General features: G+C 74.2%; 14 protein-coding genes. 10 read left to right on the top strand and 4 right to left on the bottom strand.

Annotation, left to right across the window (positions count from 1 at the left end):
• The first annotated feature begins 67 nt into the window (after nucleotides 1-67).
• The 5 genes from CWOE_RS25340 (at nucleotide 68) to CWOE_RS25320 (ending at nucleotide 4,124) form a co-directional block, all read left to right on the top strand.
• Nucleotides 68-643 carry an RNA polymerase sigma factor gene (locus CWOE_RS25340; protein WP_012936512.1) on the top strand — a complete coding sequence of 192 codons (576 nt, stop codon included), beginning with the start codon at nucleotides 68-70 and terminating at the stop codon, nucleotides 641-643.
• A complete protein-coding gene (locus CWOE_RS31460; RefSeq protein ID WP_012936511.1) occupies nucleotides 640-1,491 on the top strand; it encodes a hypothetical protein in 852 nt (283 codons plus the stop codon). The genes CWOE_RS25340 and CWOE_RS31460 overlap by 4 nt, the downstream gene beginning before the upstream one ends.
• Before the next feature lie 87 nt (nucleotides 1,492-1,578).
• Nucleotides 1,579-2,418: an alpha/beta fold hydrolase gene (locus tag CWOE_RS31455; protein WP_012936510.1), complete on the top strand. Its 840-nt coding sequence runs from the start codon at nucleotides 1,579-1,581 to the stop codon at nucleotides 2,416-2,418.
• 90 nt (nucleotides 2,419-2,508) lie between these two features.
• On the top strand, nucleotides 2,509-3,366 hold the full coding sequence (locus CWOE_RS25325) for an alpha/beta fold hydrolase (RefSeq protein WP_012936509.1): 858 nt from the start codon (nucleotides 2,509-2,511) through the stop codon (nucleotides 3,364-3,366).
• Between the two features lie 35 nt (nucleotides 3,367-3,401).
• Nucleotides 3,402-4,124, top strand: coding sequence for a FadR/GntR family transcriptional regulator (locus CWOE_RS25320; protein ID WP_012936508.1), 723 nt, complete (start codon nucleotides 3,402-3,404; stop codon nucleotides 4,122-4,124).
• Between the two features lie 19 nt (nucleotides 4,125-4,143).
• Here CWOE_RS25320 and CWOE_RS25315 read toward each other — a convergent pair whose 3' ends face one another.
• Nucleotides 4,144-5,298, bottom strand: coding sequence for a M24 family metallopeptidase (locus CWOE_RS25315; RefSeq protein WP_012936507.1), 1,155 nt, complete (start codon nucleotides 5,296-5,298; stop codon nucleotides 4,144-4,146).
• Between the two features lie 175 nt (nucleotides 5,299-5,473).
• Here CWOE_RS25315 and CWOE_RS25310 point away from each other — a divergent pair, with 175 nt between their 5' ends.
• Genes CWOE_RS25310 through CWOE_RS25290 form a run of 5 tightly spaced genes read left to right on the top strand, consistent with a single transcriptional unit; the run spans nucleotide 5,474 to nucleotide 10,728 of the window.
• Nucleotides 5,474-7,144: an ABC transporter substrate-binding protein gene (locus CWOE_RS25310; protein ID WP_049793404.1), complete on the top strand. Its 1,671-nt coding sequence runs from the start codon at nucleotides 5,474-5,476 to the stop codon at nucleotides 7,142-7,144.
• On the top strand, nucleotides 7,141-8,091 hold the full coding sequence (locus CWOE_RS25305; RefSeq protein ID WP_012936505.1) for an ABC transporter permease: 951 nt from the start codon (nucleotides 7,141-7,143) through the stop codon (nucleotides 8,089-8,091). The genes CWOE_RS25310 and CWOE_RS25305 overlap by 4 nt, the downstream gene beginning before the upstream one ends.
• Nucleotides 8,088-8,963, top strand: coding sequence for an ABC transporter permease (locus CWOE_RS25300; protein WP_012936504.1), 876 nt, complete (start codon nucleotides 8,088-8,090; stop codon nucleotides 8,961-8,963). The genes CWOE_RS25305 and CWOE_RS25300 overlap by 4 nt, the downstream gene beginning before the upstream one ends.
• Nucleotides 8,960-9,943 carry an ABC transporter ATP-binding protein gene (locus CWOE_RS25295; RefSeq protein WP_012936503.1) on the top strand — a complete coding sequence of 328 codons (984 nt, stop codon included), beginning with the start codon at nucleotides 8,960-8,962 and terminating at the stop codon, nucleotides 9,941-9,943. The genes CWOE_RS25300 and CWOE_RS25295 overlap by 4 nt, the downstream gene beginning before the upstream one ends.
• On the top strand, nucleotides 9,940-10,728 hold the full coding sequence (locus CWOE_RS25290) for an ABC transporter ATP-binding protein (protein WP_012936502.1): 789 nt from the start codon (nucleotides 9,940-9,942) through the stop codon (nucleotides 10,726-10,728). Before CWOE_RS25295 ends, CWOE_RS25290 begins: the two co-directional genes overlap by 4 nt.
• 58 nt (nucleotides 10,729-10,786) lie before the next feature.
• Here CWOE_RS25290 and CWOE_RS25285 read toward each other — a convergent pair whose 3' ends face one another.
• The 3 genes from CWOE_RS25285 to CWOE_RS25275 are packed head-to-tail and all read right to left on the bottom strand — an operon-like array spanning nucleotide 10,787 to nucleotide 13,165.
• Nucleotides 10,787-12,361: a gamma-glutamyltransferase family protein gene (locus tag CWOE_RS25285; protein WP_012936501.1), complete on the bottom strand. Its 1,575-nt coding sequence runs from the start codon at nucleotides 12,359-12,361 to the stop codon at nucleotides 10,787-10,789.
• Entirely contained in the window at nucleotides 12,354-12,752 is a 399-nt protein-coding gene (locus CWOE_RS25280) for a TSUP family transporter (protein ID WP_012936500.1), read from the bottom strand. The genes CWOE_RS25285 and CWOE_RS25280 overlap by 8 nt, the downstream gene beginning before the upstream one ends.
• Nucleotides 12,752-13,165: a sulfite exporter TauE/SafE family protein gene (locus tag CWOE_RS25275; RefSeq protein WP_012936499.1), complete on the bottom strand. Its 414-nt coding sequence runs from the start codon at nucleotides 13,163-13,165 to the stop codon at nucleotides 12,752-12,754. Before CWOE_RS25275 ends, CWOE_RS25280 begins: the two co-directional genes overlap by 1 nt.
• Nucleotides 13,166-13,196 lie beyond the last annotated feature (31 nt).

The raw sequence follows: 13,196 nt of genomic DNA, 5'->3' as shown, positions 1-13,196 counted from the left end.
GCAGACTATTGGACCGACCCGACGACGAGGCTCGTAACACTTTCCGGGGGTGCGACCAAGAAGAGACATGGACGCCGACACCCTCCCGCTCATCGCCCACGACCCGGTGGCCTTCGAGACCTTCTACCGGGATCACGTCGAGGCGGTGCAGCGGTTCGTCGCGCGGCGCGTCGCCGATCCGCACCGTGCGGCGGATCTGACCGCCGAGGTCTTCCTCGCCGCGATCGAGTCGGCCGGCAGCTACCGCGCGGACCGCGGCAGTCCCGTCGCGTGGCTGTTCGGCGTCGCGCGGATCGTCGTCTCGGCCGAGCACCGCCGCGCCGCCCGCGAGCAGCGCGCGAACGCCCGCGTCGACGGCCGCCGCCTGCTCGGCGAGGACGACGTCGAGCGGATGCAGGCGCGGATCGACGCCGCCGCGCAGGCACGCGCGCTGTTCGCCGCCGTCGCCCAGCTGCCCGACGGCGAGCGCGCCGTGCTGGAGCTGGTCGCGCTCGACGAGCTGAGCGTCGCCGAGGCCGCGGCCGTGCTCGGGATCCGCCCGGTGACCGCGCGCGTGCGCCTGCACCGCGCCCGCGGCGTGCTGCGCCGCCAACTCTTCGATGACGCATCGACCACCGTCGCACACCCTTTGGAGGCATCATGACCACCCCCGACGAGCGCTTCGAGGAGCGGCTGCTGTCCGAGCTGCGCCACGTCGTCGCCGAGCGCCCCGCGCCCGCGCCGCCCGGCGCCGCCGCGACCGGGCCGCCCCGCCGCACCCCGCGGCTGACGCGATCGCGGCTGGCGATCGGCGCCGCCGCGACCGCCGCGGCGACCGCGGTCGCCGCGGTCGTGCTCGCCTCCGGCGGCACGAGCACGCCGGCCTACGCCGTCGAGCCGACCGCCGACGGCAGCGTGACGGTCGAGATCAACAGCCTGCGCGACGCCGCCGGGCTGGAGCAGAAGCTGCGCGAGGCCGGGATCCCGGCCGTCGTCGACTACGTGCCCGAGGGCGAGATGTGCCGCGCCGACAGATCCCGCGCGCCCGTCGCGCGCGAGCGCGGCGCGGTGAGAGGCGGGCCGCCGTCGATGGGCGTGGAGCTGCGCGACGGCTCGGCGCGCTTCACGATCGCGCGCGGCAGCGTCAAGAGCGATGAGACGCTCGTGATCGCCAGCAGCGTCGGTCAGGGGGTGTCGTCGGTCGCCACCACGATCGCGGACGGCCCAGTCCCGCCGTGCGAGCTGGTCGACGCGGGCACGAGCGGCGGCGCTGCCACGATCGAGGCGATCCCGATCCCGCCGGGTGGCGAGGGCGCCGGGGGCGCCGTGCCCGCGAGCCCGGCGGAGCCGAGCCTGCAGGAGGCGCCGGAGGCCGGCAGCGGCGCCGCCGGGCCGAGCATGCAGGTCGGGCCGGAGGCCGGCACCGACCGCGCCGGGCCGAACACCGAGGTCGCGCCGCAGGCCGGCACCGACGGCGCCGCCGCCGGCGGCACGAGCAGCGGCGGGAAGTAGCTCCACGATCGTCGACCGTCTCGGCCTCGGCGCCGAGACGGTCGACGTCAGCGCGGGCGCGTGCACGAACCGGTACAAGTCGGGCCGATGAGCGACGCTGGCGCGATCAGCCCGACCGAGTTCGTCCGCTCCGCGGACGGCACGCGGATCGCCTGGCGCCGGCTCGGGAGCGGGCCGGCGGTCGTCGCGCTGCACGGCGGGCTCGGCAGCTCGCGCAGCTGGGAGCCGGTCGCACGCCTGCTCGCCGGCCGCTGCGAGCTGTTCCTCGTCGACCGCCGCGGCCGCGGCGAGAGCGACGACGGCGCCGAGCCGTACGCGCTCGCGCGCGAGGTCGAGGACGCGCGCGCGGTGCTCGCGGTCGCCGGCCGCGGCGCCGCGCTGCTCGGCCACTCCTTCGGCGGCGCGGTCGCACTCGAGCTGGCCCGCGTGGCGGAACCCGGCGAGGTCGGCGCGCTGATCGTCTACGAGCCGGCCGCCGGCGTCGGCGCCAAGGTGTCGGCGCAGCAGCTCGACCGCCTCCGCCGGCTCGTCGCCGACGACCGTCCCGAGCAGGTCGCGCCGCTCGCGATGCGGCTGCTCGACGACGCCGGGCTCGTGACCGCGGACGGTCCGCTCTCGACGCTGCGCGTCAAGCCGACGGCCGCCTTCAGACGGCTCGCGGCGACCGTCCCGCGCGAGATCGCCGCGATCGCAGCGCTCGGGGACGACCTCGATCGCTACGCGACGATCGACGTGCCGACGCTGCTGCTGGTCGGGGCGACGAGCCCCGGCGGCGCGCAGGCCGTCTCCGCCCGGCTCGCCGCGACGTTGCGCCGCGTCGAGGTCGTCCGGCTCGCCGGCCTCGGCCACGTCGCCCACACCGCTGCGCCCGATCGCGTTGCGGAGCCGATCGCGGCGTTCCTCGCCGGTCTGCACGCTTCCGGCTGAGCGCGACGTAGAGCGCTCGTCCCGAACGCGTCGAGGGCAGGCAAGCGCCAGAACCGATGACGTTCCGGCCTCCCCGTCGTCCAAGATGGCATGGTGAGCGGAGAGCGGATCGTGCGGGCCAACGGCGTCGAGCTGTGCGTCGAGACGTTCGGCGACGCGGCCGACCCGGCCGTCCTGCTGGTCCACGGCGCGTCGGCGTCGATGCTGTGGTGGGAGCAGGAGCTGTGTGAGCGGATCGCGGCGCGCGGGCGGCACGTCGTCCGCTTCGACAACCGCGACACAGGCCGCTCCGCGAGCTGGCCGCCCGGTCGGCCCGGCTACTCGCTGCGCGACATGACCGACGACGCGATCGGCGTGCTCGACGCGCTCGGGATCGAGCGCGCGCACGTCGCCGGCCGCTCGATGGCCGGCGCGATCGCCGCCGGCGCCGCGCTGCGCCACCGCGAGCGCGTCACCGCGCTGACGCTCGTCTCGACCTCGCCGGGCGGACCGGGCCTGCCGCCGATGTCGCCGGAGTTCGTCTCCTTCACAGGGTCCGGCGGCCCCGACCCCGGCGACGCGGCGGCCGTCGTCGACTACGTCACCGGATTGATGCGCGTCTTCTCCGGACCTTCACCGTACTTCGACGAGCAGGCGATGCGGGCGCTCGCCGTGCGCGACGTGGCGCGCGCGGCCTCGATCGCGTCGTGCCTGGCCAACCACTTCCTGATCGAGCTGGACGAGGACGCGCGGCTGGAGGCGATCGACGTGCCGACGTGCGTCGTCCACGGCGAGCGCGACCCGGTCTTCCCGCTGCCCCACGCGCATGCGCTGCGCGAGCGGATCCCCGGGGCCGAGCTGCTCGTGCTGCCGCGCGCCGGCCACGAGCTGCCCGCGCCGTTCTGGGACACGTTCGCCGACACGGTCGCGGGCCGCCCACCGCTTGCCGTTGGCGCCCCCGCAGGCTAGGTTATGGTCGAACCAACGGACCAGGACACAACCGCATGACCGCCAACACGCCAGTCGACTGGTCGGCCCTCGCGACGAGGCCGGTCCATGTCTCGGACAACCTCTCGGCCAAGCTCGAGCACATGATCCTGACGGGCGAGCTGGCGGAAGGGGCGCGGTTGCCGCCCGAGCGCGAGTTCGCCGTCCAGCTCGGCGTCTCGCGCGCAAGCGTGCGCGAAGCGCTGCGCGAGCTGGAGCTGAAGGGGATGATCGACCGCCGCCCCGGCCGCGGCACGATCGTCGCCGACGCCAGCCCGATGCTGCAGAGCGGCAGCCTGCTCGCCGTCATGTCCGACTCCGAGCGCTCCGTCTCGCAGGTGATGGACCTGCGCGCGACGATCGAGCCGCCGATCGCGGGCCGCGCCGCCAGCCGCGCGACCGCGCGCGACATCGAGCGGCTGACCGCGATCCAGCGCGAGCTGGAGGGCAGAAGATCGGCGGCGCGCGCGGTCGAGCTCGACGTCGAGTTCCACCAGGAGATCGCCCGCGCGACCCACAACCCGCTGCTGGTGAAGCTGGCCGAGGTCGCGTCGGAGTGGATGGCGCCGAGCCGCAACCGGCCGCTGCAGAGCCGCAGGCGCCGCAGCAGGTCGCTGACGGCGCACGGCACGATCCTCGCGGCGATCGCCGCGCACGACCCCGCCGCCGCAGCAGCCGCGATGGCGGAGCACATCGCCGACGTCAACCAGCTGCTCGTCGACGAGGGCCTGCGGCCGTAGCGGCGCGATCGCGCCGGTCCTAACGCGAAGCGGGCGCGGCGGCGGTCAGCACCTCCGGCGCGCTGTCCGTGACGATCACGTTGTGCTCGAACGTCGCCGCGAGCGGCCCGTCGAACAGCATCCGCTCGACGGCGATGCACATGCCCGCCTGCAGCGGCGTGTCGTTGTCGAGCGTCAGCCACGGGTCCTCGAAGCCGAGCCCGAGGCCGTGGCCGAGCCCGGGGAACTCCGACTCCTCCAGCACGTGGCCGTGTGCCGCCATCGCCTCCGCGCCAGCCTGCGCGGCGGTCGCCGCCGTCGCGCCCGGACGCAGCGTCGCGACCGTCGTCTCGACGATCTCGCGCGCCTGCGCGATCAGCGCCGCGGCGCCGTGCCGGTCCTCGCCGACGACGACCGTGCGAGCGAAGTCGAACAGGTAGCCGTCGAGCGCGCCTGACATGTCGATCGCGAAGACGTCGCCGGGCGCGGGCGCGGCGTCGTCGGCGTACGACGGGAAGTGCCGGCGGCGCGGCGGTCGGTCCGGGCCGTAGAGGCCGGTGAAGACGTTCGCGACCGAGGCGCCGGCGCGCGCCGCGGTCCGCAGCGCCTCGGCGGCGGCGTCCTGCTCGGAGGCGCCGTCGCGGGCGGCGTCGAGCGCCGCGCCGATCGCGGCCGCGCCAACAGCGGAGGCGGCGCGCAGCAGCGCCTGCTCGGCAGGGCTCTTGATCAGCCGCTGCGGCGTCAGCAGGTCGGGGACGGGCGTCAAGGTGGCGCCGAGCAGGTCGGTCAGCGCGCCGGTCGCGCCGGGTCCGAGCAGCTCGCCGCCGACGAGCGCGACGCGCCCGGTGCCGAGGTCCGCGTCGGCGATCCCGCGCAGCACGTCGGGCGTCGCGCGGACCGCGTCGGCGACGGCGGCGGTCTCGTCGATCTCGTCGTCGGTCACGAGCGTCGTCCGATCGGCGGTCACGACCGCGGCGGCGTGGCCGCGCAGGCGCCAGTGCCCGGGCTGGTCGGGGATCGCCGGGAACAGCGGGTAGTGGCCGGTCAGGTACTGCACGTCGCCGTGGCGCTCGAACGAGCCGCCGCCGCGGCCGAGCACGAGCAGCGCGTCACAGCCGCGCCGCTGCGCCTCGGAGAGCGCCTTCGCGGTGCGCGCGGCGTACTCCGTTCGCTCGATGCCTGCAACGTTCGTCATCTCGGCTCCTTGCCGCGTCGGGGTCGTGTCGCGGCGCCGACCGCCTGGCACAGCCGTTCCGCCTGCGCTACTCTACCGCGCCATCGGTCAGACCAACTGACCGAATCAAGAGGTCGTACGTCGCTCGGACCACGAGGAGAGAGCGTTGGTTGCCAAATCCATCAAGCGCAATCTGATGCGTCGCCGCACAGCCATCACGGCCGGCGTCCTCGCACTGGGGGTCGCCGCTGCAGGCTGTGGCGCCGATGCGCCGAGATCGTCGGACACCGGCGCTTCCACGGGGGCCGGCACGGCGGCGCCCGCCGTCGGCGCCGCGGCGCAGACGGTCTACACGACGACCGCCGCCAGAGGCGAGGTCGATTCGTTCACCTGGAACCTGCCGAACGGTGAGCCGGCAAGCCTCGACTGGGCTAGAGCGTACGACTCCTCGCCGAATCAGGTCCTCTCGAACATGTGCGAGAGCCTGATGCGTCAGCAGCCTGACTTCAGCATCGTCCCCGGCCTCGCCGAGTCGTTCGAGCAGGCCGACGACAGAACGCTCGTCTACAAGCTCCGCTCCGGCGTCAGATTCTGGGACGGCAGAGCGATGACGGCCGACGACGTCGTGTTCAGCCTCTCGCGCCACATGGACCCCGACCAGGGCTCGTTCTGGTCGACGCCGTTCTACTCCAACGTCAGATCGATCGAGAAGACCGGTGACCTCGAGGTCACCGTCAAGCTCAAGCGTCCGGACGCCGTCTTCAACCGCATGATGGCGACCCCCGCGGGCGTCGTCGGCCAGCAGGCGTTCGTCGAGGCGAGAGGCCGCCGCTACGGCACGCCCAACGGCGGCGTCATGTGCACCGGCCCGTTCCAGCTCGACAGCTGGAAGCCCGGCTCGAGCGTCGCGCTGAAGCGCAACGACGCCTACTGGGACGCCGAGCACAAGGCGAAGGCCGGCGCGATGACGTTCAGATTCGTGACCGACGAGTCGACGATGATCGGCGGCCTGCAGTCCGGCGAGCTGGACGGCACGTTCCAGGTCCCGCCGGCCGGCGTCTCGCAGCTCAGAAGCGCCTCCGGCACGCTCACGTTCGGCGCCTCGACCGAGTGGTTCGCGTTCCGCCCGACGGAGAAGGACGGTCCGCTGAAGGACCCCCGCGTGATGAGAGCGCTGTCGCTCGTGCTCGACCGCGACTCGATCGCCAGAGTCGTCTTCGGTGGCGCCGCCGTCGCCGCCGGCACGCCGATCCAGCCCGGCGCCTACGGCTACGCCAGAGAGGTCTTCGCGGCCGCGGCCGAGCAGCTGCCCGCCCCGACGCCCGACCCGGACGCCGCGAAGGCGCTCCTCGCCGAGGCCGGCGCCGCGGCGAGACAGCCGATCGTCGTCGCCGTCCCCGCCGACGTGCGGACGTACAACCAGGCGGCCCAGACGCTGCAGGACGCCGCGCGCCAGATCGGTCTCGAGGTGAAGGTCGAGTCGATCTCGACCGCGCAGTTCACCAACCTGTACTTCGACAAGGGCGCGCGCGCCCCGTACGACCTCTTCGCCGTGCAGCAGTACGGTGCCGGCGTCGCGGAGCCGCTGATCTCGCTGAGCGAGTTCACGCCCCTCTCGGCCTACAACTACGGCCAGCTGAGAGACCCGGTCGTGACGAGATCGGTCGAGCAGGGCCTGGCGACCTACGACGACGAGAAGCGCGCCGAGCTGGCGACCAGAGCCGAGAAGGCGCTCGTCGACGCTCCCGGCCTGATACCGGTCGTCAACCTGCTCACGTCGGTCTACCAAGGGCCGAAGATCACCGGCTCGGTCGCGTCGCTGGCCTACCTCTACTACCCGTGGGCGGCTGACGTAGGCGCGCCATGACCCGTTTCGTCGTCGGCCGGCTCGTGGGCCTCGTGCTCACGCTGCTGTTCTCCAGCTTCGTGATCTTCGGCGCGCTGTACCTCGCTCCGGGGGACCCGGTCGCCTTCCTGACAGGAGGGCGGACGGTCTCCCCCGAGGTGCTCGACACGCTGCGGGCGCAATACAACCTCGACGACCCGTTTCCGGTCGCGTACGTGAACTGGCTCGGCGGCGTGCTGCAAGGCGACTTCGGTCGCTCGGTCCTCAACGGTGAGTCGGTCTCGACGCTGATCGGCGCCCGTGCCGGCAACACCGCGCTGCTGGTGCTCGTCTCCTCGCTGCTGATCCTGATCGCCGGCATCGGCAGCGGGGTCGTGGCGGGGCTGCGGCCCGGCAAGCTCGACACGTCGATCCTGCTCGGCTCGACCGTCGCGCTCGCGATCCCGTCGTTCGTCGCGGCGATCGTGCTGATCTCGATCTTCGCCGTCGAGCTGAGCTGGTTCCCCGTCTTCGGCTCCGGCAACGGGCTCGGCGACCGGCTCTACCACCTCGTGCTGCCGGCGATCGCACTGTCGCTCACCTCCGCCGCGTTCGTCGGGCGCATCACGCGCTCGGCGGTGCGGGCGGAGCTGAACCGCGAGCACGTGCAGACGGCGATCAGCCGCGGGATCCCGTATCGGCTGATCGTGCGCCGCCACGTGGTGCGCAACGCGCTGATCCCGATCACGACCGTCGGCACGCTGACGGTCGCGTCGCTGATCGCGGGCGCGGCGATCGTCGAGCGCGCGTTCAACCTCAACGGCATCGGCGGCTACCTCGTGCAGTCGGTCCAGGCGAAGGACTTCCCGGTCGTGCAGGCGATCTGCCTGATCCTCGTGGCGACGTTCGTGATCGTGAACATGCTCGTCGACATCGTCTACTCGCTCGTCGACCCGCGCGTGAGACTGATGGGGGAGAAGCGCGCATGAGCACCCCCGCGATCACCGTCGAGACCGACACCGCGTCGCGCCGGCGCCGCGGCTCGCGCTTCGGCACGCTCGGCCCGCTCGGGTGGGCGGCGCTGGTCGTGGTCGTCGCGGCCGCGCTGCTCGCGCTCTTCGGCCCGCTGCTGGCGCCGCACGACCCCAACCGCATCGACCTCAACCTCGCGTACGTCGGCCCGTACGCCGGCCACCCGCTGGGGATGGACGGCCAGGGCCGCGACCTGCTCTCGCGCCTGATGGTCGGCGCCCGCGCGAGCATGCTCGGGCCGCTGCTGGTGGTCGCGATCTCGACCGTCCTCGGCGGCGTGCTGGCGCTGCTGGCGGCCTGGCGCGGCGGCGTCGTCGACCAGCTGATCGCGCGCCTGCTCGACACGCTGCTCGCCGTCCCCGGCCTGCTGCTCGCGATCCTCGCGGTCGCCGTCTTCGGCCCCGGCCTGACGGCGCCGGTGATCGCGCTCGGGATCTCCTACACGCCGTTCTTCGCGCGCATCCTGCGCGGCTCGGCGCTGCGCGAGGTGCGCCAGCAGTACGTCGAGGCGCTGCGCGTGCAGGGCTTCGGCGGGATCCCGATCGTGCTCAAGCACCTCGTGCCGAACCTGCTGCCGCTGCTGACCGCGCAGGCGACGGTCAACTTCGGCTACGCGCTGATCGACCTCGCCGCGCTCTCCTACCTCGGCCTCGGCGTGCAGCCGCCGACGGCGGACTGGGGCGCGATGGTCTTCAGCGGCCAGGCCGGGATCGTGCAGGGCTACTACATGGAGTCGCTCGCGGCCGGCGCCTGCATCGTCGCCGTCGTGTGCGCGTTCAACGTGCTCGGCGAACGGCTCGCCGACCGATGGGGAGCGGAGACGCGATGAGCCTGCTGGAAGTGGAGGGACTGCGGGTGCGGCTGCCGATCGACGGCGAGCCGCGCCACGTCCTGCACGACGTGTCGCTGTCGATCGGCGCCGGCGAGGCGCGCGGCCTCGTCGGCGAGTCCGGCTCGGGCAAGTCGATGACGGCGCGCGCGGTCGCGCGGCTGCTGCCGAGCGGCGCGCAGGTCGACGGCGCGATCCGCTTCGACGGCGAGGACGTCAACGGCATGGGCGGCAGCGCGCTGCGGCGGTACCGCACCGAGGGCGTCGCGATGATCTTCCAGGACCCCCGGACGCACATCAATCCGGTGCGGCGGGTCGGCGACTTCCTCACCGAGGCGCTGCGCACGAACCTCGGGATGAAGGCGGACGCGGCGGCGCGCAAGGCGGTCGGCCTGCTGGCCGAGGTCGGCATCCCCGACGGCGAGCGGCGGCTGCGCCAGTACCCGTACGAGCTGTCCGGCGGGCTGCTGCAGCGCGTCATGATCGCCTCGGCGCTGGCGGTCGAGCCGCGGCTGATCCTTGCCGACGAGCCGACGACCGCGCTCGACGTGACGACGCAGGCGGAGGTCGTCGGGATCCTCGACGAGCTGCGCCGCAGCCGCGACATGGGGCTGCTGTTCATCACGCACGACCTCGACCTCGCGGCGGCGATCTGCGACAGCACGTCGGTGATGTACGCCGGCCGGATCGTCGAGACGCAGGCCGCGCGGCGGCTGCACGAGCGTCCGCTGCACCCGTACACGGCGGCGCTCGTGCACGCGCGGCCGGAGCTGACGGGCGACAGCCCGCGGCTCGCCGCGATCCCCGGTCGCCCGCTGTCGGCGTTCGAGGCGCCGGACGGCTGCGCGTTCGCGCCCCGCTGCGCGCACGCGCAGGACGTCTGCCGCACGGGGGCGCCGGCGTTGGAGCCGTTCGGGGAAGGACAGACGCGCTGCGTGCGCGTGGCGGAGCTGGTCGGCGAGCGAATGGAGCGGACGTGATCCTGGAGGCGCGCGGGCTGCGCAAGACGTTCGGCGGCGCGGTCGCGGTCGACGACGTGTCGTTCGCGCTTCCGGAGGGCGGCTCGCTGGCGATCGTCGGCGAGTCCGGCTCCGGCAAGACGACCGTCGCGCGGATGGTCGTCGGGCTCGAGCGGCCGAGCGGCGGCGAGATCCTCTTCGACGGCGGCGACCGCACCGCCCCGCCGCGCTCGCGTGCCGACTGGCGCAGGCGCGGCCGCGAGGTCCAGATCGTCTTCCAGGACCCGTACTCGTCGCTCGACCCGCGCCAGAGCTGCGCCGACTGCCTCGACGAGGTGCTGAAGCTGCACTTCGACCTGTCTGCGCAAGCGCGCCGCGCGCGGATCGCCGAGCTGGCCGACCTCGTCGGCCTCGACGAGCGCCAGCGGGCAGCGCGCCCGAAGGCGCTGTCCGGCGGTCAGCGGCAGCGGATCGGGATCGCCCGCGCGCTCGCGGCCGAGCCGCGCGTGCTGATCCTCGACGAGGCGGTCGCCGCGCTCGACGTGTCGATCCAGGCGCAGATCCTCAACCTGCTCGCCGACGTGCGCGAGCAGACCGGCGTCTCCTACCTGTTCATCAGCCACGACCTCGCGGTCGTGCGGCAGATCACCGACGACGTCGTCGTGATGAAGAGCGGCCGCGTCGTCGAGCAGGGCGCCACGAAGGCCGTGCTCGACAACCCGCAGGAGGAGTACACCCAGCTCCTGCGCGCCAGCGTCCCGACCGCCGGCTGGACCCCGCCGCGGCACGCGGCGCGTGCGAGGTGAGGCAGTTTGGTGCCCCTGTAGGGCACCAAACTGACAGAGTTCCCGCTCGGCGCCGTTGCTAGAGGGTCCCGACGACCGCGCCGCCGTCGGCGCGCGGGTCGCTGCCGGCGGTGAGGGCGCCGTCGGGGGCGACGGAGATCGCCTGGGCGTGGCCGCACCACTCGCTGTGGACCCCGACCGCGACGGGGCGCATGCCGGCGCGCTCGATCGCGGCGCGGGCGACGGGGTCGACGTCGTCCTCGACGCGGACGGTGTCGTCGCGCTCGCCGACCTCGACGCCGCCGACGACCCAGCGCGGCGCGGCGACCGCGGCCTGCGGGTCCTCGCCGGCTTCGAGTCGCAGCAGCACCTGGGAGTGGATCTGCGCGTGCGCCTTGCCGCCCATCGTGCCGAGCGCGTAGCGCAGCGCGCCGTCCCGCTCGACCAGCACCGGCATCAGCGTGTGCGCCGGGCGCCGGCCCGGCGCCAGCTCGTTCGGGTGGCCGGGGACGAGCGAGAAGAACGCGCCGCGGTTGTGCATCAGCACGCCGGTCGCAGGCTCCAGCAGCAGCGAGCCGAGCGAGTGGAAGACGCTCTGGATCAGCGAGACGGCACGGCCCTCGGCGTCCACGGCGACGACCGCGATCGTGTCGCCGCCGGGGCGCGCGGAGCGCTCGCCGGACGGCGCGGGCGCGTCGCCCTGCGCACGGGCGCGGGCGCGGCGCACCAGCTCGGCGATCCGCTCGGAGCCGAGCCAGGCGTCGAGGTCCGTCAGCGTCGCGCGCGGGTCGGCGAGCTGCGCGTCGCGCTGCTCGGCGCCGAGCCGCAGCAGCTCGGCGAGGAAGCCGGCGTCCGCGCCGAGCGGGTCCTGGGCGCCGCTGGCGGCGAGCGCCGCGAGCGCCTGCGGCAGCAGCACGCCGGAGGAGTTCGGCGGACTCGTCAGCACGTCCAGCTCGCCGCAGCGGTGGCGCAGCGGCGCGGTCAGCTCGGCGCGGAAGCCGGCGAGGTCGTCCGTGTCGAGTGCGCAGCCGGCAGCGCGCAGGCCGGCGATCAGCCGCTCGGCGAGCGGCCCCTCGTAGAAGGCGCGCGGACCGTCGGCGGCGAGCGTCCGCAGCGTCCGCGCGAGCGCCGGCTGGCGCAGCGTCGTGCCCTCCGTCGCCGGCCGGCCGCCGGGCGTCAGGACCCCGCGCAGGCCCGGGTCGGCGGCGATCCCGGCACGGGCGTCGTCGATCGCCTCCGCGAGCGAGCGGCCGACGGCGAAGCCGTCGCTCGCGAGCGCGGTCGCGGCGTCGAGCGCGGCGTCCCAGGGGCGCACCGCGCCGAGGCCGTGCAGCGCCTCCCAGCCGGCGACGAGGCCCGGGACCGTGATCGTGTCCGGGCCGGTGACGGGCATCGTCGCGCCGCGGGCTCGCAGCGCGTCGGCGTCCGCGGCGCGGGCGGCGGGGCCGCTCGCGTTGACGCTCGTCGTCTCGCCCTCGGGCGAGCGCACGAGCGCGAACAGGTCGCCGCCGAGCGCGCAGTTGTGCGGGTAGGTGACGCACAGCGCCGCGGCCGCGGCGAGCGCGGCGTCGAGCGCGTTGCCGCCGGCCTCGAAGGCGGCGACGCCGGCGGCGGTGGCGTCGAGCTGGGGTGTGGCGATCGCGTACTCAGGCATGGCTGGCGGCTCCGCGAGTGTTCCAGAGCGTGTGCAGCATCCGCAGCGCGACGAGCAGCATGAAGACGCCGAAGACGCGGCGCAGCACGTCGGCGGGGAGCGCGAGCGCGATCAATGCGCCGACGGCGCCGCCGGCCGCGCCCATCAGGCCGAGCTTCAGCGCCTGGCGGACGTCGACCGCGCCGCGGCGGGCGAGCACGATCGTCGCGACGAGCGAGGTCGGCAGCACGACCAGCAGCGAGGTCGCCTCGGCGGCGTGCTGGCCGATCCCGAGCGCGAGGACCATGAACGGCACCATGAACGTGCCGCCGCCGATCCCGAGGATCCCGGACAGCATCCCGGTGCAGAGGCCGAACAGCAGGATGCCGACGGCGATCAGGACGGGGGACATCAGCCCTGCACCAGCATCAGGAACGCGGCCGCGAGCAGGAAGCAGCCGAACAGCCACTGCAGCTTGCGGTCGTCGGCTCTCGCGAGCGCCTTGGCGCCGTAGCGCGCGCCGATCACCGCGCCGATCGTCAGGAAGACCGCTGCGCGCACGTCGATGTGCGCGCCGGCCCCGAGCGTCGCGGCCGACACGATCGCGATCGGGATGATCGCGCCGAGCGAGGTCGCGTGCGCGTCGCGCTGCGCGTAGCCGGCCCAGAAGACGAGCAGCGGGACCATGATCGTGCCGCCGCCGACGCCGAGCAGGCCGGAGAGCATCCCGCCCAGCAGTCCGATCGCTACGAGCTTCGCGGTCGGTGTCCTCGGCGTCGTGGGCTGCGGCGGCGACGCTGCCGCCGCGTCGATCGTGTTCGTCATCTCCGTCCCTGCATTCCGGGGGCCTGATAGA

It is taken from the genome of Conexibacter woesei DSM 14684 (assembly GCF_000025265.1).
GTDB classification, from domain to species: Bacteria; Actinomycetota; Thermoleophilia; order Solirubrobacterales; family Solirubrobacteraceae; genus Conexibacter; species Conexibacter woesei.
The sequence above is the reverse complement of the archived record's forward strand: the minus strand, read 5'-3'. Positions and strand labels throughout refer to the sequence as shown.

Coding starts and splice junctions, on each gene's coding strand:
- CWOE_RS25340 (WP_012936512.1), top strand. CDS start 68: ATGGACGCCGACACCCTCCCGCTCATCGCCCACGACCCGGTGGCCTTC.
- CWOE_RS31460 (WP_012936511.1), top strand. CDS start 640: ATGACCACCCCCGACGAGCGCTTCGAGGAGCGGCTGCTGTCCGAGCTG.
- CWOE_RS31455 (WP_012936510.1), top strand. CDS start 1,579: ATGAGCGACGCTGGCGCGATCAGCCCGACCGAGTTCGTCCGCTCCGCG.
- CWOE_RS25325 (WP_012936509.1), top strand. CDS start 2,509: ATGGTGAGCGGAGAGCGGATCGTGCGGGCCAACGGCGTCGAGCTGTGC.
- CWOE_RS25320 (WP_012936508.1), top strand. CDS start 3,402: ATGACCGCCAACACGCCAGTCGACTGGTCGGCCCTCGCGACGAGGCCG.
- CWOE_RS25315 (WP_012936507.1), bottom strand. CDS start 5,298: ATGACGAACGTTGCAGGCATCGAGCGAACGGAGTACGCCGCGCGCACC.
- CWOE_RS25310 (WP_049793404.1), top strand. CDS start 5,474: ATGCGTCGCCGCACAGCCATCACGGCCGGCGTCCTCGCACTGGGGGTC.
- CWOE_RS25305 (WP_012936505.1), top strand. CDS start 7,141: ATGACCCGTTTCGTCGTCGGCCGGCTCGTGGGCCTCGTGCTCACGCTG.
- CWOE_RS25300 (WP_012936504.1), top strand. CDS start 8,088: ATGAGCACCCCCGCGATCACCGTCGAGACCGACACCGCGTCGCGCCGG.
- CWOE_RS25295 (WP_012936503.1), top strand. CDS start 8,960: ATGAGCCTGCTGGAAGTGGAGGGACTGCGGGTGCGGCTGCCGATCGAC.
- CWOE_RS25285 (WP_012936501.1), bottom strand. CDS start 12,361: ATGCCTGAGTACGCGATCGCCACACCCCAGCTCGACGCCACCGCCGCC.
- CWOE_RS25280 (WP_012936500.1), bottom strand. CDS start 12,752: ATGTCCCCCGTCCTGATCGCCGTCGGCATCCTGCTGTTCGGCCTCTGC.
- CWOE_RS25275 (WP_012936499.1), bottom strand. CDS start 13,165: ATGACGAACACGATCGACGCGGCGGCAGCGTCGCCGCCGCAGCCCACG.